Annotated in this window: 14 protein-coding genes; all 14 read left to right on the top strand. The window is 40.5% G+C overall.

Going from position 1 to position 23,374, the window contains the following annotated elements; genetic code table 11:
• The first annotated feature begins 151 nt into the window (after nt 1–151).
• The 14 genes from H8S07_RS08535 (at nt 152) to H8S07_RS08470 (ending at nt 23,358) form a co-directional block, all read left to right on the top strand.
• A complete protein-coding gene (locus H8S07_RS08535; protein ID WP_186855859.1) occupies nt 152–1,486 on the top strand; it encodes a hypothetical protein in 1,335 nt (444 codons plus the stop codon).
• Nucleotides 1,487–1,519: 33 nt separating this feature from the next.
• Complete coding sequence (locus tag H8S07_RS08530; protein ID WP_118660648.1) at nt 1,520–2,515, top strand: Ig-like domain-containing protein; 996 nt, start codon at nt 1,520–1,522, stop codon at nt 2,513–2,515.
• Nucleotides 2,516–2,619: 104 nt separating this feature from the next.
• Nucleotides 2,620–3,333 carry a TVP38/TMEM64 family protein gene (locus H8S07_RS08525; protein ID WP_118660649.1) on the top strand — a complete coding sequence of 238 codons (714 nt, stop codon included), beginning with the start codon at nt 2,620–2,622 and terminating at the stop codon, nt 3,331–3,333.
• Nucleotides 3,317–4,660 carry a TIGR04283 family arsenosugar biosynthesis glycosyltransferase gene (locus tag H8S07_RS08520; RefSeq protein ID WP_243176003.1) on the top strand — a complete coding sequence of 448 codons (1,344 nt, stop codon included), beginning with the start codon at nt 3,317–3,319 and terminating at the stop codon, nt 4,658–4,660. The genes H8S07_RS08525 and H8S07_RS08520 overlap by 17 nt, the downstream gene beginning before the upstream one ends.
• 25 nt (nt 4,661–4,685) lie before the next feature.
• Nucleotides 4,686–5,711, top strand: a complete 1,026-nt coding sequence (locus H8S07_RS08515; protein ID WP_186855858.1) for a phosphotransferase family protein — start codon at nt 4,686–4,688, stop codon at nt 5,709–5,711.
• Between the two features lie 41 nt (nt 5,712–5,752).
• The gene (locus tag H8S07_RS08510) at nt 5,753–7,000 is read left to right on the top strand and encodes an ABC transporter substrate-binding protein (RefSeq protein ID WP_186855857.1); all 1,248 of its coding nucleotides are present in this window, start codon (nt 5,753–5,755) and stop codon (nt 6,998–7,000) included.
• 39 nt (nt 7,001–7,039) lie between these two features.
• Nucleotides 7,040–7,936 (top strand): ABC transporter permease, encoded by an 897-nt coding sequence (locus H8S07_RS08505; protein ID WP_186855856.1) that lies wholly within the window; start codon nt 7,040–7,042, stop codon nt 7,934–7,936.
• Nucleotides 7,923–8,735: an ABC transporter permease gene (locus tag H8S07_RS08500; protein ID WP_021860902.1), complete on the top strand. Its 813-nt coding sequence runs from the start codon at nt 7,923–7,925 to the stop codon at nt 8,733–8,735. Before H8S07_RS08505 ends, H8S07_RS08500 begins: the two co-directional genes overlap by 14 nt.
• A gap of 55 nt (nt 8,736–8,790) precedes the next feature.
• Nucleotides 8,791–9,822: an ABC transporter ATP-binding protein gene (locus H8S07_RS08495; protein ID WP_186855855.1), complete on the top strand. Its 1,032-nt coding sequence runs from the start codon at nt 8,791–8,793 to the stop codon at nt 9,820–9,822.
• 7 nt (nt 9,823–9,829) lie between these two features.
• Nucleotides 9,830–10,711: a nucleoside hydrolase gene (locus H8S07_RS08490; protein WP_186855854.1), complete on the top strand. Its 882-nt coding sequence runs from the start codon at nt 9,830–9,832 to the stop codon at nt 10,709–10,711.
• Between the two features lie 36 nt (nt 10,712–10,747).
• The gene (locus H8S07_RS08485; RefSeq protein ID WP_186855853.1) at nt 10,748–15,919 is read left to right on the top strand and encodes a leucine-rich repeat domain-containing protein; all 5,172 of its coding nucleotides are present in this window, start codon (nt 10,748–10,750) and stop codon (nt 15,917–15,919) included.
• Nucleotides 15,920–16,067: 148 nt separating this feature from the next.
• Nucleotides 16,068–18,344 (top strand): rhodanese-like domain-containing protein, encoded by a 2,277-nt coding sequence (locus H8S07_RS08480; RefSeq protein ID WP_186855852.1) that lies wholly within the window; start codon nt 16,068–16,070, stop codon nt 18,342–18,344.
• A 176-nt stretch (nt 18,345–18,520) separates the two neighbouring features.
• Nucleotides 18,521–20,299 carry a fibronectin type III domain-containing protein gene (locus H8S07_RS08475; protein WP_186855851.1) on the top strand — a complete coding sequence of 593 codons (1,779 nt, stop codon included), beginning with the start codon at nt 18,521–18,523 and terminating at the stop codon, nt 20,297–20,299.
• Nucleotides 20,300–20,607: 308 nt separating this feature from the next.
• Nucleotides 20,608–23,358 (top strand): leucine-rich repeat domain-containing protein, encoded by a 2,751-nt coding sequence (locus H8S07_RS08470; RefSeq protein WP_186855850.1) that lies wholly within the window; start codon nt 20,608–20,610, stop codon nt 23,356–23,358.
• Nucleotides 23,359–23,374 lie beyond the last annotated feature (16 nt).

Raw genomic sequence — 23,374 nt, 5'->3', positions numbered from 1 at the left:
CTATTGATTAAAACGACAAAAATATAAAATATGGTTTATTTATTGATACAAATGATAAATAAGCCATATTTATTGAATTTATCAATTAGAGAAAAGCCGGAAAATATGATACGCTACATAATAGACTATCGGGTCATTTAGGAGGAAAAACATGAAAAACAACAGATGGAAGAAGGCACTTTCTGTTGCTCTCGTCTGCTGTATGCTGGCTGGAACAGGACAGGGATTCACTGTTCATGCACAGGATGAAGCAGCGCAGGAAGAGGCAGTAGTAACAGCTGTTAAAGCTACGCCAGACACGCTTCCGGAGGACGGAGGGACGATTACGGTTAAAGCAACCGGAACAGGTCTCACATCCGAAAACTGGGGAGTAGAATTTGATGCGACTTTGAAAGAGGGAGGAATGTCTGTATCGAACAAGATACAGCCTACAGTCAAAGAAGTGAAAAAAGACACTGCAATCATCGAAGTTCCGGAGAACCCGATGAGGAATGATATTGACTTAAAGATCAAAGCAGGTGTCAAAAACGGGGAAACAATTGAGGAACAGGCTGAGACAACAGTCTTACTGGAAAAGAAGACAAGAGATATGGTGGAATTTCCAGTAGAGCAGATCGCACAGACAGGTTCCAATGCGATCACAGCAACCTTCAAGGAAGATATCCAGTTTGGATATGCGGATATGGAGAGAGTTAAGAGTAAAATCTATATTGCGAAAATGCACGGTACATTCGAGAAAATCCGTACGGTTTCAGATGAAGATGAAGTGCTCATCGAAGGAAATCAGCTTATCGTTCGCTTCAAAGAAGATTTTACGAAAAACGAACTTGGAGTGGATTCCGGTCTTTATGTCGGAGCCGGTGCATTAAAAAATGACGACAACAAATATAACAAAGAAGTTTCATGGTCAATCACTACAAAACCAACGATCAGTCAGATCGATCTTAGTAAAGATGTTCTTGACTATCAGGGTGGAACTGTAACTGCCACACTCAAAGGCGTACGTGTAGATGAGATTGATATTGAAAAGGATGTAGAAGCGTATTTAACCGGAGCAGGAGAAACAGATGCGGCAGTAGGAACAACGCTTGATGTTGTAAAGACAGAGAATGGTCCGCAGATGACAGTAACTGTACCGGAGAATACGACAGACAATACAATGGCCTATGCGATCAACGTAAAGTATAAGGGCATGTTAGTATACGAAGGAAACAATGGAAACCCGGCGAAGAAGGCAATCATTTCTGTATTGGCAAAAGGAACAGACCCGGCCAAGCAGACATTGGCAACAATGACGATCACCGGTAATAACAAAGACAACGCGGGTGATTCCAATAAAGATATTACAGTAAAAGTATCCCCACAGGTCGGAGAATTAAAAACCGTTCTTCGTCTGTATGGAACAAATCTTGATTCCAAAATAGTAAAAGTTCGTGCCATCGATGAGAATGGAATTATCTTCCCGGTGTATGACATTCCGGAATGAGATGGCACCTTACGATTCGTTGCAATCGCAGGAATGAATAAGAACGGAGCAGTTGGTGATGGAAACAGTCAGCTGATCGAAGTCCTTCCGGCAAGATTCGCCGGCACAAGAACAGACGAACCTAAGAAATTTACAATTCAGGTAGCACTGGATGGAAAACATTTCCTGGAAAGTCCGTCCGTAGTATTAAGAGTAGATAATACTGGAATCAGAGAAGAGACAGAATACGCATTTACAGATAAAGAAGACATTCGAACAGTCACTGTAAATTACAAAGAAGAGGGCACAGGAAAAGCCCTTGCAAAACCGGATAAATATGAGGCTTATGCAATCTCAATGGTACAACAGTTTGACATTGCGCCGAAGAGTATCCCGGGATATGAAGTAGTGAAAAACAAAGCGGGAGAACCGGTCATCAGCCCGGCAGTAAAATGGGATAAAGATCTGATCGGGGATGCTGGCCGCAATTACACATACACATATCGCAGATTAAAACCTGCAACTGTAAAAGTGAAAAAAGTTAAAGTTACAGGTTCTTATAAAAAAGTTGCAGCAGGAAAGAAAGTGAAGCTTACCGCAGCGGTTTCACCATCCAATGCGACAAACAAAGCAGTCACATGGAAGAGCAGCAATACAAAAGTTGCAACTGTAGATAAATATGGCAATGTGACATTAAAGAAAAATTCAGGTGGTAAGAAAGTTACCATTACAGCAACTGCAAAAGACGGAAGCAAAGTGAAAGCCGGTTATACGATCACTTCTATGAAAGGAATTGTGAAAAAGATCAGCATTTCCGGAGCCAAATCTGTAAAAGCAGGGAAGATTTTAAAATTAAAAGTAAAAGTAACTGCAAGCAAAGGTGCAAACAAAACAGTCAGATGGACAAGCAGTAATACAAAATATGCAACTGTTTCATCTTCCGGTAAAGTAACTGCCAAGAAAGCCGGAAAAGGCAAAAAAGTGAAGATTACAGTAACAGCAACTGACGGAAGTAATAAGAAGAAAACAGTAACAGTAAAGATCAAATAGTGAAAATGATCTGGTAGTCAAGGAAACACAATTACATTCAATAATAAGCAGGGGCTCTGCCCCAACACTAGTTATAAAGATAAAAGGTATGGAAGAGTAGCGGTATGAACGAAGAGAAGAAAAAAGAAAACCATATAAAATTAATTATTTTTGTCGTAATCATCATAACAATTCTGGTGCTGAACCATATATTCGGATGGTCGAAATATATTGGCAATATCAACAACCTGAAGATGTTAGACGATATGGTAGACAATAACCTGCCGGCGGCACTGGCAATCTATGCAGGGCTTACAATTGTCGGTTGTGTAGTACTGGCATTGCCGGGAATCACATTTGCCATTGTAGCCGGACTTCTCTTCGGACCGGTGCTCGGAACAATCGCATGTTCCGTAGCAACAACGATCGGTGCGATGCTTGCATTTATTGCAGGAAGATTTTTCCTGAAAGACAGTATCAAACCGGCAGCTATGAAGAACAAATATTTGAAAAAATGGTTATTTGATGAATCTGGAAACAACGAGATCTTTATCTTAATGATCACAAGACTGGTGCCTCTGTTCCCATACAATTTACAGAATTTTGCGTATGGAGTAACGGATATCAAATTTACGATCTATTCCGTATGTTCCCTCCTTTTTATGTTGCCGGGAACGGCAATATATACAGTAGGGACAGCCGGACTGGCAGATAAAGAGAATCGAATTTTATATATTGGAATTGCAGTCGTACTCGCAGTGGTTGTGCTTGCAATGGGTGCGTTCCTCAAAAAACGTTATGTACAGCCGGAAGAGAGTGAGAATGAACATGAAGAATAAACGGGCGGTGATCGTCTTTACACGAGTGCCTGTTCCGGGAAAGACAAAGACAAGACTGATGCCGTATTTTACACCGAAACAGTGTGAGCAGATACATATTTGTCTGCTTAAGGATATTGAGAGAGAATGTGAGCAGGCGGCAGCAGATATTTTTGTCTGTTACACGCCGGAAGATAAGGAGAAGAAGATCCGTAAGATTTTTGGAAAAGAAGCAAAATATTTTCCGCAGAGAGGCGAAGACCTTGGTGTGCGGATGTATGTCGCTATCAAAGATATTTTGAAGATGGGATATGATTCCTGTATTTTATTTGGCACGGATATCCCGGAACTTCACAGCACAGATATGGAAAATGCATTCCGTATATTAGAGACGAAGGATATTGTATTCGGACCAACGGAAGACGGCGGTTACTATCTGGTTGGAATGAATGAGCCGCACAAAGAAGTATTCGAAAAGCAGAGTTATGGACATGCCAGTGTGATGGAAAATACACTGGCAGGACTGAAAGAAGTCGGATTACAGGTCGGATGTATCCGGGAATTAAGTGACATTGACAGAAAAGAAGATGTCATAGCTTTCCGGCAGAAGATGCGGGAGAATTCGAAATTACAGAAAACGCAGACTGGAAAATACCTGATGCGTACAACGAAGATATCAATTATTATACCGATTTACAATGAAGAGACAACGATCCTTGCTATGAAACGGCAGATGGAAGGCCTGAAAGATAAATGTGAAGTTATATTTGTAGATGGTGGAAGTACAGACCGGACATTGGAATTGCTGGGAGATACATTTCCGGTATATCATTCGGACAAAGGAAAGGCAGCACAGATGAATGTCGGTGCAAAGAACAGCCACGGAGATATTTTATGTTTTTTGCACTGTGACAGCGAAATTCCGGTTACACTTGTACCAGAGATCCGGTATGTAATGAAAGACCATCAGGCAGGATGTTTTGGAATCGCATTTCATTCAAAAAATTTCTTTATGTGGACATGCCGCGTGATTTCCAATCACCGGATCAAAGACCGGAAAGTCATGTTCGGAGATCAGGGTATATTCGTGACAAGAGAGCTGTTCTTTGAAGCAGGAATGTTTGCAGAACTGCCGATACTGGAAGATTATCAGTTTTCACTGACTTTAAAAGAAAAAGGTATCCGCTTAGGAATGGCAAGACACCGTATTTACACATCGGACAGACGTTTCCCGGATGGAATCATTCCAAAATTAAAGCTCATGTGGCTGATGAACCGGTTACGCAAGATGTACCGGGATGGTGTTCCGATTGAGAAGATCGCAAGCCTCTATAAGGATGTGCGATAGATGTATTGTAATTTAGGAGACAAATATGGATAGCATTAAAGGATTAAAAGAATATGTCCGACATTCCTTTTACCGGGAGGTATTGGGGCTCCCGGAGGAAGTGACAGAGAGATATGAGATGTTGGCGCAGGGTGAATATAACCGTAATTATGTATTTACACATCCGGTGACAGGTAAGAAACTGGTGCTCCGCGTGAACTGCGGAAGCCAGATGCATTTAAGACATCAGATTGAATATGAATTTCACGCATTGAAACTTCTGGAATCTTCCGGAAGAACACCGAAGCCACTTTATGTTGATGGCAGTCTGGAGTATTTGGAACATGGCATTATGGTCATGGAATTCTTGCCTGGAACAACTTTGGATTATCACAAAGGGCTGGGCGGTGCAGCAGAATGTCTTGCAGATATTCACAGTGTAAAGATGCCGGAAGAAGGTATGCACACACTGATCACACCGGAGAATCCGCTGGAAGCGATTCTGGATGAGTGTGAGGAAATGGTGAAGACATATATGGAATCATCGCTTGGTGAAGAAGAGAAGAAAGAAAAGATTCGTGAGATGCTGGATACGGGCCGGGAGATTGTAAGAAGCATTCCGAATGAGCCGGTTTACCAGTGCTGCGTCAATACAGAATTGAACAATACGAATTTTCTTGTAGATGAGAAGGGATATACTTATCTCGTAGACTGGGAAAAACCGTTATATGCCGATCCGGCGCAGGACCTCGGACATTTTCTGGCACCGACAACGACATTCTGGAAGACGGATGTGCTGTTAGAAAGAGAGGAGATGTTAGATTTCCTCGATACATATATTAGGGCGGTTGCCGGAAGATTCGATGTCACAGGACTGAAGAAACGTGCCATGCAGTTTACAGGAATCACTTGCCTGCGTGGAATTACATGGTGTGCCATGGCATGGGTACAGTACAGAGAGCCCGGGAAAATGTTATTTAACCAGTCTACGTTTGAGAAATTGAACGCATATCTGGACGCAGATTTTCTGGAGAAGATGCATCAGTTTCTGAAAGATACATTTTGTATGTAAATAAAATTTACATAAATATATGATACAAAGGGAGAGACACAATGAAAAAGAAAATTTTGTCAGTGTTGCTTGCAACTACGATGACACTTTCACTTGCAGCATGCAGCAGCAACAGCAGCAAAGACTCTTCGGACAAGAAAAATTCGAAAGTGGAAGAGATGTCATTTGATGACATGAAAAAGGAAGCCAAAGGCTCAACCGTAACATTTTATGGATGGGGTGGAGATGAAGTCTTGAATAAATGGCTGGACGACGTATTCGCACCGGATATGAAAGAAAAATACGATATCAAGATGGAACGTGTTCCGATGGATATTGATCAGATCTTAAGCCAGTTATCCGGAGAAATGGAAGCAAACAAAAAAGACGGTGACATTGATATGATCTGGATCAACGGTGAGAACTTCAAATCAGCAAAAGAGAAAAACATGCTGTACGGACCATTTACAGACAAGCTTCCGAACTTCTCAAAATATATCGACACCAAGTCTGAAGATGTAAATTATGACTTTGCATATCCGATCAAAGGATACGAAGCACCATACGGAAAAGCACAGTTTGTATTTATGAAAGACAATGCTGCTGCAAAAGAAACTCCAAAGAATGCAGAAGAATTCTTAGAGTTCTGCAAGAAATACAAAGGAAAAGTAACATATCCAAAACTTCCGGACTTCACAGGAAGTGTATTTGTGCGAAATATCATTTATGAAACCTGTGGTGGATACGAGCAGTTCATGGATATGAAAGCAGACAAAGCAACTGTGAAAAAAGCAATTCAGCCAGCACTGGATTACCTGAAGAAATTAAATCCATATCTGTGGAACGGTGGAAAATCATTCCCGGATTCCTCTACAAAGTGTGAGAAGATGTACTCTGACGGCGAACTGGTTATGTATATGACATATGGCGCTTATGATGCAGCTGTAGGAATTGACAACGGAACCTATCCGAAGACAACTCAGACATTCCAGTTTGACAAAGGAACAATCGGTAATACGAACTTTATGGCAATCGCAGCAAACTCTGCTAACAAAGCCGGAGCAATGGTAGCAATCAATGAGATGATGTCACCGGAGATCCAGGCAAGCCGTTACAAAGAGATGAAGACTCTTCCGGTTGTATCTTATGACAAACTGTCTGATGACCAGAAGAAAGAATTTGACAATGTTGACTTAGGAAAAGGTGTTATCGCACAGGATGAGCTCCTTTCCAAGAGACTTCCTGAGATGCCTGCACAGCTTGTTCCGGTTATCGAAGAGATCTGGCAGGAAGAAGTAGTCGGCAAATAATTTAGCAAAAAACGATTTAGTAAGTGTGGAAAAGAATACATGTGGAAAAAATTCATACCATATGCGTTGTTGGTTCCGCAGATTATACTTGGAATCATATTTATAGCAGGACTGGCAACCGGAATCACCCAAAGTCTTGGGGTGATTCCGGCTTTTGGTCTTACAGAACCAACATTTAAATATTATAAAGAGATCTTATCCAGACCGGATATTGTAAAATCAATCATTTACAGCTTGTATATTGCAGTCACATCAGCAACTCTGGCAGTTCTGATCGGAGTCGGAATATGTGCGGTACTTGTTATGAATACAGATACAAAAGGAAAAGGGATGCGGATCATTCAGCTCCCGATCATTGTGCCTCATGTAGTCGTTGCACTGTTTGTAGTGAATATTCTTTCGCAGAATGGTCTGCTTGCCAGACTTTTATGTGCAATGGGATTTATTAAAGAACAGCAGGATTTTGTACAGCTTTTATATAGTACAAATGGTGTAGGGATCATTATCGCATATTTGTGGAAGGAGATTCCGTTTGTGATATATTTTGTCATTGCATTGATGGCAAATATTAATGGAAGCCTTGGAGAAGCGGCGATTAATCTGGGAGCCTCCAGAAGAAAAGCTTTTATGAAAGTCACCCTGCCGCTTTGTAGAAGAGCGATTGGCAGCAGTTTTCTGATCATTTTTACATTTGCACTGGGCGCTTATGAGCTTCCGCTTTTACTGGGACCGACCTCCCCGGAAGCATTACCGATCCTGGCACATACACAGTACATTCATCCGGATCTTGAAAATCGTCCGTATGCAATGGCATTGAATGGAATTATTACTATTATTTCCATGATCTGTGCAGTTGCATATTTTCGGCTGATGCAGAAAAATACAGAGATTTTAAATCGTAGAAAGGCTAAGAAAGAGCACAATGAAAAAAAGTAACAGTTATTTAGGCAAAATCCTGCTTGGGATATTTGTATTTCTCATTCTATTTCCGATACTGACGATGATCGTCTGGGTATTTACAGAACGGTGGGCATGGCCGAATCTCCTGCCACAGGTTTTTTCTACTCGTGCATTAGATGAAGTATTTGGAAGAAAAGAAGAATTAATACAGTTGTTTGCATCCAGCATTTTTATTTCTGCTGTTGTAGGTGTGTTGTCAGTAATGATAGGCACAATGACAGCAAGAGCGCTTGTGTTGTATGATTTTGCAGGAAAAGGCTTCTTTTATTTCCTTTCGATGTTGCCGTTTTTAGTGCCTTCTACTGTATTTGCGATGGGAATCCAAGTATCCTTCATACGCTGGGGACTGAGCAATACCGTTACCGGAGTCGTCGTAGCACATACGATTTGTTCACTTCCGTATGCAGTACATCTGATGATTGAAGGAACAGAGGCAGTTGGAAATAAACTCGAAGAGCAGGCAAGAGTACTTGGCGCCGGACCATGGAAAGCATTTTTCAAAGTGACATTTCCGATGTTAATGCCTGTGATGTTAGCTTCTATGAGTATGTCTTATATTGTTTCGTTCAGCCAGTATTTCATTACATTGCTGATCGGTGGAGGAAGTGTCAAGACATTCGCGATTGTTATGGTGCCGTATCTGCAAGGTGGCGACCGCAATATCGCAAGTATTTACAGCATGATCTTCCTGGGAATTACTTTGATCGTGTTTGCGATATTTGAAGGAATCAGTAAGTTGTGGACGAAAAATGGAAGCGGAGAATATTACACATAAGAGATCGGGAAATGTGGAAAAGAGATAAAGAAGTACAGAAATTGGTGGATAAGAAATGGAATTAAAAATAGAAAATCTGGAAGTAACACTTCAAAAAAATAAAATATTAAATAGAGTGAGCCTGACTGTCAAAAGCGGCGAACTAATTTCCTTACTGGGAGCTTCTGGCTGTGGAAAAAGTACAATGTTGAAAAGCATAGCCGGATTACTCGATATTGAAAAGGGACGAATCTGTTTGGATGCAAAAGAAATTCAGAATATGGCGCCGGAGAAACGGGGAACTGTGATCGTGTTTCAGGATTTAAGGCTGTTCCCACATATGACAGTGGAAAAGAACATAGCATTTCCAATGGAACTTAAGAAAGTCCCGAAGGCAAGACAGAAAGAGATCATAAAGAAACTGTTGGAAGACGTACAGCTTCCGGGATTCGAAAAACGTAAGATCAAAGAAATGTCCGGTGGACAGATGCAGAGAGTGGCGCTTGCTAGGGCACTTGCCTGTGAACCGTCGATCCTGCTTCTGGATGAACCATTTTCCGGATTGGATGAAAAGCTACGCTTAGAGATGGGTGCGCTCGTCAGAAAATTACAGAAAGAGCGAAAGATTACGACAATCCTTGTCACACACGATAAGAAAGAAGCGCTGCAGATGTCTGACCGGATCGCACTTATGAGCAACGGACATATATTGCAGTATGCCTCACCGACAGAGATTTTCCAGCATCCGGAAAACCGGCAAGTGGCGGCATATTTCGGAAAAGCCAATTATATTGAAGGAACCGTGCAGAAAGAACAGTTTGATAGCGATTATATTTCCTGTGAGGCGAAAGGTTATGCGGATGGAAAGTATGAGCTTCTTGTCCGGCCTTTTGATGTAAAAGTTATAGCGGAGGGTTCTGCTGTGGAGATCAGGGAAATGACGTACTTAGGAGAGACTGTGGATCTTTATTTGCAGGATGAGAAGCAGACATTCTATGCACAGGATATCAGTGCAAGAATCCATGCTGCCGGACTTATGGAAGGGGCAAAAGCAGGAATAGAATTTGCACCGGAGAGCATCTGTTTATTTCCGGAAGAGAAGGAGTAATTTAGAAATGAAACATGTAATATTTGATTGTGACAATACACTGGGAGTAAAGGACTGCGACGTTGATGACGGACTGGCACTTCTCTACCTGCTTGGATGTGAAGAAGTAACTGTGCATGGAGTGACCTGCACTTATGGAAACAACAAGCTTCCGGTTGTGTACGCACAGACAGAAAAATTGTTAAAAGATATCGGCCGCACAGATCTGACTGTGAAAAAAGGTGGTGAATCCGCTGGAACAGAGCAAAGTCCGGCAGGAGATTATCTCGCAGAGATGGCAAGAAAATACAAAGGCGAACTTTCTATTCTTGCAACCGGGTCGCTTACGAATCTAAAGCATGCCTATTATTCGGATGAGCATTTCTTCGAAAATGTAAAAGAAATTGTATTGATGGGTGGAATTACAGAACCATTGATTTTTGAAAAGAAACAGATGGATGAATTGAATTTTTCCTGTGATCCAAAGGCAACATACCTGGTGCTGACAAAAGGAAATAATGTTTCTGTTATTACAGGAAATAATTGCCTGAAAGTGCTATTTACCAAAGAGGAATATCAGCAGAGATTAGGTGGGCAGAATAACCCGATGGGTGAGTATATCCTGAGAGAAACCGATTATTATTTCGGTTATAACGAAGGAGATTACGGAATCCATGGATTCTATAACTGGGATGTGATCGCAGCGGTGTATCTGGTTCATCCGGAGTTATTCGATGATCAGAAGGGTACTTACTGCTTATCAGAAGAAGACTTAAAAACCGGATTCCTGCGATGGGCCGAGGATGGACAAACCAATTTAAATCTTCCGGAAATCGGGGGAGAAGTGCCATTTAAAAACAATATATATGAGACCTGGCTTCGTGTGCCGGTAAAAGGTGTATGTAAATAAAGTTTACATAAATAAGTAATAAGGAGGGCTAAAAGCATGAAAATGAAAAAGTTTTTAGCGGTTGTATTATCGTTTGCGTTGTCGTTTTCCCTTGCAATGCCGACATTTGCACAGGATAATACAGCAAGCGCAGCCCAGGCTGTGCAGTCCGAAGTAACGGAAACTTCGAACGATGAGAACGTATCTGCAGACGAGAATACGTCCAAAGATGCGTCTGCCAAAACTGTAACAGAAGATTCTAAAACAGAAGCTTCCAAAACAGATGAGAAGACAGAGGATGCTTCTGAGAACGCAAAAGTGAAAAAAGAAGTAACCAAGACGACCAAGACGGATAAGAAACAGGCAGACTCTGACGCATCTGCAAGTGACATCGACACATCTGTATGGACAGCAGAAGATTTCACTTACACAGAGATGAGCCAGAGACTGAACGGCTGTGATTACAGTCGTGACTTTACCGTATCCGGTACAGCAATTTCAGGATTTTCTGAGACAGGTTCAGAGAAGATTAAAGTGAATAAGAATCTTGTCATTCCGTCTGAAGATCCGAATGGAACTACAATCGTAGGTATCGCTGACAGTGCATTTAAAAAGCAGGGGATTGAAAAATTGACACTGCCGGATGGTATGATGGTAGATTATAATGACACAGTTACACATGTAGTAACAAGAAGAGGTAATTTCCTGATTGGCGCAGGTGCTTTTGACGGAAATGAACTGACCTCTCTCGACTTGCCGGAAGGTGTGATCTATATCGGACCAAGTTCATTTGCAAGAAATAAACTGAAATCCGTAACCATTCCACATACATTCTGGTGGTTGGAGAACTCCGCATTTGCATACAATGAGATCACAAAGGTCAATTTCCCGAAAACCTGTGATTTCCAGGCACAGATTCATGCCTTTGCATTTGCACACAACAACATCAAATCCGTAAGACTTCCGGATTATATGGAAGTAGTAGAAAAGAAAGTCTTCTACTGGAATCCGGGAATGGAAGAGTGTTCCAAAGATGCACCGGAGAAAGAGCAGGAATTTGGCGGCGTTGTCTATATGTACACAGACAATGAGAAGTTGTTTGACATGGAACGTATCCACCATATGGATCGTACCGCAGAGTCACAGCACTCCTGGCATCAGAAACTGATCCTTGGTGAAGATCCGAATGCGGACAAGACATGGACAGCAGATGATTTTACATTTGACGGAACAACGATCACCGGTTTCTCTGAGAGCGGTATTGAAAAGAGAAAAGACAATACAGATCTGGTATTACCGAACAAGAATTCAGATGGTGAGTATGTGACAGCAATCGCTGATTATACAGGAAATGGTAATAATGGCATGTTTGCAACAGCGGACGAGAAGTTTACAAGTGTTACACTTCCGGCAAAACTGGAAAAGATTGGTGCAAAAGTTTTCGCAGACTGCGGTATTACGAAGATTGAATTTCCAAAAACACTGAAAGAAATCGGGATGACAGCATTCCAGAAGAATCAGTTAGAGAGCATTATTTTACCGGACAGTGTTACAAAGATCGGCGGTGGTGCATTTGCAACAAATCCGAAGTTAAAGAAGATCATCCTTTCCAAGAACCTGACAGACATTCCGGGAGGAGCATTCGGATGCAGCGATGCGCAGAATTATATGACGGATCTGACAGAACTGACCATTCCGGAAGGAGTTAAAACGATTGGAAATAATGCATTCGCAGGAAATAACATCCATAAGATTGTCATTCCATCTACGGTAACTTCGATTGGAAATTATGCATTTTCTACTAAGGAATATTTGACAGATGAGTGTACACTGACACTGCCGGAAGGCTTAAAGTCAATCGGAAGCAGAGCATTCCGAAATAAAACGATTAAATCGGTAGTATTACCATCGACCGTTGAGAAATTGCAGGCAAATACATTTGAAAAAATATATTCTTCCGGTGCTGCAGCAGTGAAGACAAAAGTATATGTAAGTTCGGAAACACAGTACAACGATACAAAGAACTTCCCACAGTCTGATTATCACAGCCTGATCCTGAAAGTACCGGGACAGGAAGATAAATGGAACGCAGAAGACTTTACATATGATACGATCAGTCAGGAATTATATCCGGCATCAAATACATCGGATGTAACAACAATCAGTGGTGTTGGTATCACGGGCTTATCTGCATCCGGAGAAGAAAAATTAAAAACAAATACAGACCTTGTGATTCCTGCAAAGGATACAGACAGAAATCCGATTATTGGTATCGGAACAAAAGCTTTCTATAAGAAAGGACTTACATCTGTAACATTCCCGAAGGGAGTGATGGCAAGTTACAGTGGAAGCGCAATTGCAGAAGGATTAACAGAAAGAGGAAATTTCATTATTCAGAATAACTCTTTCACAAACAATAAGCTGACATCTCTGGATTTACCGGAAGGCGTAATCTATGTTGGCGGAACAGCATTCCAGAGCAACCAGTTAAAGAGCGTAAAATTCTCTCATACAATCTGGCAGATTGGAAATGCAGCGTTTGCTAAAAATCAGATTACAACTGTTGACTTTCCGAAGACATGTGATTTCAATCTGAATCTGGATAATATGTGTTTTGCATATAACAACATCAAATCTGTAAGACTTCCGGATAGAACAGAGAAAGTTACAGTATATGCATTTGGAGCAAACACAGGTAAAGAAGATCTGGAGTCAGATGCACCGACAAATACAATCTTAAAGGCAAGTCGTATCGTATACATGTACAATGAGAATGTGGATCTTCGAAAGAAAGGAATGATCCAGCATGTAGAGGGTACTGGAAAGGGCACAAATACACAGGGAACCAAATCCTGGGTACAGAAAGTTATTTACGGTGAGATGCCGGCAGAAGAGCAGCCATGGAATACTTCCCAGTTTACATTTGACGGAACAACCATTACCGGATTAAATGATGCCGGAAAGGCGAAAATTGCAAATGGTGATACAGAAATAACACTTCCTGAGACAAACGAAAACGGCGAAGCAATTACTGCAATCGGCGCAAGTGCATTTGCAACAATCGGAATGACAAAAGTAACGATTCCGGATACGGTAACATCTATTGGTGCAACAGCATTCCAGACAACAGCGCTTACGGAAGTAACCATTCCGGACAGTGTAACAACACTTGGAAATGGAGCATTTACAGCAAGTGCTTCTCTGGAGAAAGTAACACTTTCCAAATCCATAAAAGAAATTCCGACTTCCGCATTTAATGCAACAAAGATTAAAGAACTGACAATTCCGGAAGGAGTAGAAACGATTGGAAGAATGGCATTCAGAAATGCACCGCTTACTTCTTTAAGCCTGCCTTCTACAGTGAAATTAATTGACAGAGATGCATTTAAAGGAAACCAGTTAGAGTCTGTAGACATTCCGGTATCCGTAACAACCATCGGACAGAGTGCATTCTCACAGAATGTAACCGGAGAAGGTCTTGCACCGAGAATGACAAGTGTAACATTGCACGAAGGTCTGACCGAGATCGGAAAGACAGCATTTGAAAAAACATTATTAACAAGTGTATATCTCCCATCAAGCCTGCAGAAACTGGCAAACACAGCATTTGTCAAAGGTGAAAAAGGACAGGTCAAATTATATACTTCAAATAAAGCACATTTAGAAGAAGTAGCAAATGTATTCTATCCGGAATATGCAGACAAGAACGATGGAACCGGACATAAAGTCATCTATGATGAAATCGTAGGAAGCGGCTGGACACACGCGGACTTCACTTATGATGGAAATAAGATTACAGGATGGAGCGAGCAGGGAAATAAAACACGTAAGAGCGATGCAGTTGTAAAAGACGGTGTACGCACACTCGTAATCCCGTCACTGAATCCTGAGACACAGGAAGCAATCACAGAAGTTGCAGACGGAGCATTTGAGATTCCGGATGGCGAATGGGTACAGGGAAAAGACAGCGTAGAATCACCGAATGGTATGGATACGGTTGTATTACCTGACACACTTACAACCATCGGTGCAAGCGCATTCCGTTATAATAAGATTAACAATGTAGAATTCCCGGCATCTGTAACAAAAATCGGAGAAAGTGCATTTAACTCCAACCAGTTGAAGAAACTTGTTATTCCGGATACGGTAACAGATTTAGGAGCAGGAGCATTTTCAACGAATGACATCACAGACCTTACATTATCCAAGAATGTAACTGTAATCCCACAGGGAGCATTCTCAATGAACATCCGCTTAGATCATGTAGACATCCCGGATACAGTAACAGAGATCGGTGAAATGGCATTTGCAGGAGCAAGACTTACAAGTCTTACAATTCCGGCATCCGTAACAAAGATTGGAAGAAAAGCTTTCCACTTACACCACATCGAAGAGCTTGTAATTCCAGGTAACGTAAAAGAAATCGGCGAGTCTGCGTTTGAAGGAACGTTCAAAGCAATCACATTAAAGAAGCTGACGATCGAAAACGGTGTAGAAAAGATTGGTAAATACGCATTCAAGGAAGGATATCTTGAGAGCGTAGATATTCCGGCATCTGTAACAGAGCTTGCAAGTGATGCATTCTATGGCAATGCGGGAACAAACAACGATCATGTTGTAGTAGTTCGTGTATTTGCCAAGAGTCAGGCAGAAAAATTTGAATCCAGCGATTGCCAGAAAATCGTCTACGTTGACAATACACCGATTAAGAAAAAAGTTACATCTAAAAACGTAACATTATCAACAACTGCTTATACATATACCGGAAAGGTTCGCAAACCTGCAGTGAAAGTTGTTGTAAACGGAAAGAAAGTTGCTGCTTCAAACTACACTGTAAAATACAGTAGCGGAAGAAAGAATGTCGGAACATACAAAGTTACTGTAACAATGAAGAACAACTATACAGGAAAAGTTACAAAGACATTCAAGATTCTGCCGAAGGGAACAAGCCTGAAGTCTGTGAAGAACTCCGGTAAGAAACAGATCAAAGTAACATGGAAGAAGCAGAAGAAGCAGACAACCGGTTACAAGATCCAGTACACAACGGACAAGAAGTTCAAGAAGTCTGTGAAGGCATCAACGATAACAAAGAACAAATACACAAGCAAGACCATCAAGAAATTGAAAAAGAATAAGAAATACTATGTAAGAATCTGCACATACAAGAAAGTAGGCAAGACTACATATTATTCTACATGGTCAAAAGTAAAAAGCGTAAAGGTAAAATAAAGAAATATTTTGCTTAAATAAGAGAGGCAGCCGTTTCCGGAAAAATTCTGAGGCGGCTGCTTCTTTTACAAATTGAAGAACTGGAGAGTTAATGTTATACTGTGGATAAACGTTGCGGAATAAATCATTACATTGGAGGAAATGCGTGATGAAAAAGAAAATCAAAAAACAAGCACTGGGATTGCTTGCCTTAGTTGTGGTTATGGCAGTTGCATTTACTGCAATCCCGAGTGAAGCGGCATCGAAAAAGCCAACAAAGATGTCACTCAAAGTTACAGCGAAGACGATTGATATCAAAGGACATGCAACGATATCTGTAAAATCCGTCAAACCGTCAAAAGCAAGCAAAGCGGTAACATTCAAATCCGGCAATAAAAAGATTGCAACCGTATCATCCAAGGGTGTTGTGACAGGAAAAAAGGCTGGAAAAGTTAAGATTACAGTAACAGCAAAGGCAAATAAAAAGCTGAAAAAGTCGGTAACAATGAAAGTAAAAGATTTAAAACCGACAAGCATTTCAATCAGTGCATCAAAGGCAGCCTTATATGTTGGTGGGACAAAGACATTGAAATCGACAGTTAAACCGTCAGGTGTGTACTGTCCGGTAAAATGGTCATCCGGCAATAAAGCAGTTGCAACAGTAAGCAGCACCGGAAAGATTACAGCAAAGAAGCCGGGAACAGCAACAATTACTGTTCGCGCAACACAGAAGAACAATAAGAAAAAATACCTGGCAAAGAGCTGCAAGGTAACGGTGAAAGTGAAAAATGTTCCTAAGAGACAGGTGTATGTATCACCGGAGTGGTATAAGAGTGCGGCAGAAGGACAGCAGCCTGGATATGAACATGTGTTTTTAGCAGAAGTTGCCTATGGCAAGACAGAAAATGACAAAGCTTATAACGAAGCACATATTCCGGGAGCGGTTCATATCAATTCCGATGCAGTAGAGTATGACGACTGGAATCTGGATGGAATCGACGATCAGCAGCTATATGAAGAGACAGAAGTAAAACCAGAAGACAATTTCAATATCCGAAGTGCAAAGCAGCTTGGAGAATTTCTAAAAAACAACGGAATCACCAAAGATACCAAGGTAGTACTGTACGGAAGAAGTGCATCGGATTCCAGTGTTACACGAGTAGCATTCGCTATGTTATACGCCGGTGTAGAAGATGTCAAAGTGATAGATGGTGGCATGACAGTATGGAATAAACTAGGATTACCGACAGAGACAAAAGTAAATGAAGCAACAGCCGGTGGCACAGATTATACGTTTGGTACGACGATTCCGGCACATCCGGAATATATTCTGTCCACCGATGATGCAAAAGAAAAGTTACAGAATGATGCTAATTTCCGCCTTGTAAGTATCCGTTCGGAGAAAGAATTCCGCGGCGAAGAGACAGGATATTCCTATATTAAATATGCAGGTGAACCGTTAGGTGCAGTATGGGGACACAATACAGACGATGGAAGCTATATTGAAAATGGAAAAGTAGTCGGACTTAATAAAGTGAAATCCATTCTTGCAGAATCCGACTCATCCCTCGATAATGAATTATCCTTCTACTGTGGTACCGGTTGGCGTGCAACGATTCCATTCTTAATTTGTTATCAGAATGGAATAAAAAATATCAGCGTCTTCGATGGCGGCTGGTGGGCATGGCAGGTAAACTGGCAGAAAGAGCCGGAAAATTGGCCAATCCAGAAAGTTTCACCGAAAGATGCCAAGACTTATGGTCAGCTGAAATTTGCAAAAAAAGAAGTTACAACAGACAGTGAAGGACATAAGCTGATGGCGCTTGAGGCAACTGTTGCCGAAAATAAACTGACCTGCTGGCCGGCGAGAGTTCGTAAGAACATAATATATGGTTATGGTTCCGAGTTGAGTAATCGGATTGTTAATGTAGATCAGGATGGAAAAGTGAATACAATTGGCTTTGGTAATGCAACTATTACGGCAAAGACAACAGCATCAGAAGAAGTAAGTTATAAAGTTGCAGTGTCAAGGGGCGAAGATTATCTCATGCGGTGGGATGATATGTATCTGGATGCAGATACTGTTCTGAAAAGGGTAAAAGCCGGAACATTGAATGTTCTCGACATTCGATTTGAAAAAGAAGTAGTAGGCGGTGTTGAGGCAGGATATGCAGCCGGACATATCGAAGGATCTATGTGGGCGCCTGCATGGCCGACGAAGACAGCAGAAGCACAGGCGAATGTGCGGAAAGAAGAAGCGAAGATCAAAGATCTGGATGTTCCGACAGTTATTGTATGTATGGCTGGTGAGCAGGGAGCTCAGCGTGCGGCAGCAGTCCTGATGGATGCAGGGGTTGCGAAGAAACAACTGTATATTCTGACCGGTGGTGGCAAGAATCTGGTGTTGAATTACAAAGACCAACTTGTAACCGGAACAGAGAAATAAAAAGAAAGCGTGGCAAAAGACCACGCTTTTTTGCTATATAATATATAGATAAAATAAATAAATCAGACGATATATTTATAAAAACGATTGGATACATATCATAAAAAAAGGTAAAATGAAAATGTAAAGGACTGTCTGAAATCAATGGATTTCAAAAAAAGAAAAGGAGAAACGTTATGGGGAACAAGAAGAGAATTTTGGCTTGGATTCTGTCCCTTGCAATGGTCTTTGGATTGTTTGCAGGACAGGTGAGTGTAGCAAAAGCTGCAAGTTTAGGTATCTACAAGTTTGAACTGGAATCAGACAAACTCCCAAGTGAAGGTGGAGAACTTGTCGTAAATATTCAGTTTGATGACTTTGCAACAACAGATATCCCGATTTATTATCAGTTAAAGAAAGCTGTTGGTGAGTATGAGTATGAAGTAGTAGAAGGATATGACAATGTTGAAGGTCAGGTCGTTGGTAACAAACTCAAAATAAATATCCCAGCAAACAAAGAAACAAAAGATGTCAAATATAAACTGATTGTAAACCTGACAAGTGGAAAATTTGAAACTTTATGGGGAACGGCAGAGACTGGTGCAAAGAGAGCAACTTTTACTGTTGCAGCAGCAACAGGAACAGAGCCTGGAACTCCTGATACACAAAAAGTTTTACCAGATGAGAGCCATTTCCGCGCAAGAGCAGTAGATCAGAATGGCAATCCGGTAGCTGGTGTAAAATTTGATGTAAAAAATTCATACAACAATTTAACTCCAAAGTCAGTAACAAGTGATGCAAATGGTGTAGTTGAAATTGCAATTGATCAGTATGACACTGATGCAGCAAAAACGATTTCTCTCGCAGAGAATGATAAGTGGGAATGTGAAACAACACATAGTTATACGACATATTACTACGAAGGAAAAATTGAGAAGATTGATGGACAGAATCTCAAAGATATCAATGAGGAATTAGTATATGTTCTGAAAGAAAAAGGTGCAGTAGAAAAAGCTGACAAAGCAGCATTAAAAGCAGCAATCGACGAAGCAACAGCAATCGATACAGACAAATACAGTGCAGGAGTAGAAGAACTCAAGAATGCACTTGCAGAAGCAAATACAGTATATGCAAATGAAAAAGCAACACAGACAGAAGTAGATGCACAGGTTACAAAAGTAAAAGCAGCAATCGCAGCTTTAGTAGAAAAAGCTGACAAAGCAGCATTAAAAGCAGCAATTGATGAAGCAACAGCAATCGATACAAACAAATACAGTGCCGGAGTAGAAGAACTCAAGAGCGCACTTGCAGAAGCAAACACAGTATATGCAAATGAAAAAGCAACACAGACAGAAGTAGATGCACAGGTAAAAAGCTTAAAAGCAGCAATCTCAGCATTAGTAGAGAAAGAGCCACAGCCAGAGCCAAAACCAGAACCACAGCCGGAAGTGAAGAAGGTTGGAACTGTAGCACTCAAGACAACAGTTTACACATACAACGGAAAAGTGAAAAAACCAGCTGTAGTTGCTAGAAATGATAAGAAAAAAGTCATTTCTGCATCTGATTACACAGTAAAATATGCAGCAGGACGTAAAAATGTTGGGAAATATTCTGTAACAGTAACATTTAAAAACGGTTACAAAGGAAAATATACAAAGACATTTACAATTCTTCCAAAAGGAACAAAGATGAGTTCTGTAAAAGCAGCGAAGAAAGCATTTACTGCAAAATGGGCAAAACAGTCTGTACAGACAACAGGATACCAGGTACAGTATTCTACAAGCAAAAACTTTAAGAAGAGCGTTAAGACAGCTACAATTTCTAAGAACAAAACAGTTTCTAAGACAGTTAAGAAATTAAAAGCTAAAAAGACATATTATGTTCGTGTACGAACTTACAAGACAGTGAAAGTAAATGGAAAATCTGTGAAGTTATATTCCGGATGGTCATCAGCTAAATCTGTTAAAACAAAATAATAAATATAAGTTGCATAATAATTTAAGAAAACGGCGTGTGAGAAAATTAAGATTCTTACGCACCGTTTTCTTTTTATAACACAAATTATGGCATATGAAAATTATCTATAAGTGTTATACAGGAAATGAATTTACAAAGAGTAAGCTTCTCGTTATAATTAATTTTGGTACTATATAGATGTATTAAAATAGAGAGGAAAATAGTAATGAACTGGAAAAAATTAGGACAAAAAATTACAGTAGCGTTACTGGCAGCTATGTTATGTGCGGGAAACATATCTATGGCAGCCCATGCAGCAGATGCGTGAGTGAATGTAGAGGAAGAGGATGTCTTCCAACCGGCACCAGAAGATGTGATCCAGGACTGGATGTTAAACTGGGTTATCCGTGGTGTGACACTCGATCAGAGTTATAAAAAAGAAGATTATAAACCCATTACACCGGAACGTTTTGAAGGGCTGAAACAGTTTACTTTCTCAGCAGGTACACATCCGGAAGCATATCCGGAGACATTGGATATTTATGTACACAGCTTAGAAGGATTACAGTATGGTAAAGATCTTTACAAGATTGATTTATCTTACAATAAGATCAAGGACTTAAGCCCACTTTCAAAATTGACGAATCTTGGTGATTTAAGATTTTACATGAATGAGCTTACAACGCTCAAGCCACTTTCCGGCTTAGTGAATCTGGAACGTTTGAACTGTGGCCATAACACAATATCAGACCTTACACCGTTAAAGAAGATGAGCAAGCTGAAATATCTGGCGATGGAGTCTAACAACATCAAAACGCTGAACGGTTTAGAGGGATGTACAAGTTTGCAGGAAGTAACACTGCGTAATAATAATATTACTGATATTTCTGCACTGGAAGGTGTTACGAATATAGAGAAGATGCTGTGGCTTGGAGATAATAAGATCACAGATATCAGTGCTCTTAAGAATATGACAAAGTTAAAAGAACTTGATCTTATTAACAATCAGGTTTCAGATATTACTCCACTTGCAAATCTTAGAAATCTGGAATCTTTGAATCTGGGTAATAATAAAAATATCTCAGATATTACACCGCTGACAGAGCTTACAAAACTTACAAAGGGTAAATTGAACTTAAGTGGTACAAAGATTGAGACAAAGAAAGATTTGTTATTCGAAGTAATAAATGTAAATCGTTTGATTGAGAAGTTTAATGCGAATACAGTAGAACTTGGTGACAAGACAAATGTGATTGCTGCAAGAAAAGCATATAACAAAGCTTCCGAAGATGCGAAATCCTATATTAATGAGAATCGTATCAGCGTTGCAGAGAAGAATATTAAACTTTTAGAAGAAGGAAAGGCTGTTGAGCCAGACAGTTCTCTTTCCAAATACGATAAGTACTATGAAGCAGACAAATCTACAATTAATATTTTTGTTGGTAATGCAGACAGACAGCCACTGAAAAATGTAAAATTCAGTGTGAAAAAGCAGGGCTCCGATGAAGTGCTTTCTGAAATCAGTACAGATGGCAACGGAATTGCAGAGTACACATTCCCGACAGCAGTAAAGACGCTTACATATAATATTTCACTGAATGAAGAGTCTAAATTTACCGGAGACAAAGATGCGATCACAGTTGAGGTGAATGAAGAAGGACAAATTGGTAAGATTAATGGAACAGAAGTTGATAAGCCATCCATTAATCGTACACTACAGCTGAACGCAGGTGAGGTGCTTTGTGTAAATAAACAGAATCTTGAGAAAGCAATCAAAAAGGCGGAAACAGTTAAAGAAGCTGGGCACACAGAAGAGTCTTATAAAGCATTGAAAAATGCACTTGCTCAGGCAAACAGTGTCAATGAAAATGAAAATGCGACGCAGGAGCAGATCGATGCAGCAGAAGAAAAACTGATCAATGCCATTGATGGACTCGAAAAAGGACCGGATTACAAGACACTGCACATCGCTTTTGTAGATAGTAAAGGTGTTGCAATTCCTGGACTTAAATTTACGGTTGGAAATTCCTGGACACCGGGAACTACAGAGATAGAGTCCGATGCAGATGGACTTGCAGAATATACGACACAGGGCAGATCTTATAATTACTATACAATAGACATGCTTGAATCGAAAAAGTATGAAAAAGTAAGAATTCGTCTTGTAGAAGAACAGTCAAAAGTAACGAAAATAGAAGTATATTATGTGAAAGGCGAATATGGCGCAAACAGTGAACTTATAAAGTCGATCACTGTAGACGACCCTGCGGATCTTAGTTTCTTTGTAGAAGTAGCAGAAAAAGAAAAAGAAAAGCTTGATCTGAAAGGACTTCAGACACAGCTTAGTATTGCAAGAGGACTGAAAAAGGCTGATTACACAGAAGAATCATGGAACGCTTTCTACCCGGTATTCTGGGAAGCAAATGAAGTCAGAAATAACGAAGATGCAACCCAGCAGCAGGTAGATGAAGCAAGAACAAAGCTGGAACAGGCTATTGCAGGACTGGAAAAGATTGTGAAACCAGAACCGAAGCCAGAACCAACACCGGAAGTAAAGAAAGTATCTTCTGTTGCACTTAAGACAACGGTTTACACATACAACGGAAAAGTAAAACGTCCGACAGTTGTAGCGAAGGATGATAAGAAGAAAGTAATTTCATCATCCAACTACAAAGTAAAATACGCATCTGGATGTAAGAATGTCGGCAAGTATTCCGTAACCGTAACATTTAAAAACGGGTACAAAGGAAAATACATAAAGACATTTACGATTGTTCCAAAAGGAACACAGTTGAAGTCATTAAAGGCAGCCAAGAAGAGTTTCAAAGTAACGTGGGCAAGACAGAAAACACAAGTATCTGGATATCAGTTGCAGTATGCAAGAAACAAGAGTTTCAAGAGCAGCGTGAAGACTTCGACAATCTCTAACAATAAGACTGTTTCAAAGACAGTAACAAAGTTAACTGCGAAGAAGACATACTACGTTCGCGTTCGTACATACAAGAAGGTGAAAGTAAACGGAAAGACAATGAAATTATATTCCGGATGGTCTACAGTTAAGAAGACAACAGTAAAATAATTAAATCCATTTTATG

This window comes from Dorea hominis (assembly GCF_014287705.1).
Classification (GTDB): domain Bacteria; phylum Bacillota; class Clostridia; order Lachnospirales; family Lachnospiraceae; genus Dorea_D; species Dorea_D hominis.
Note: the sequence above shows the minus strand (reverse complement) of the source record. Positions and strands in the feature narration are given on the sequence as shown.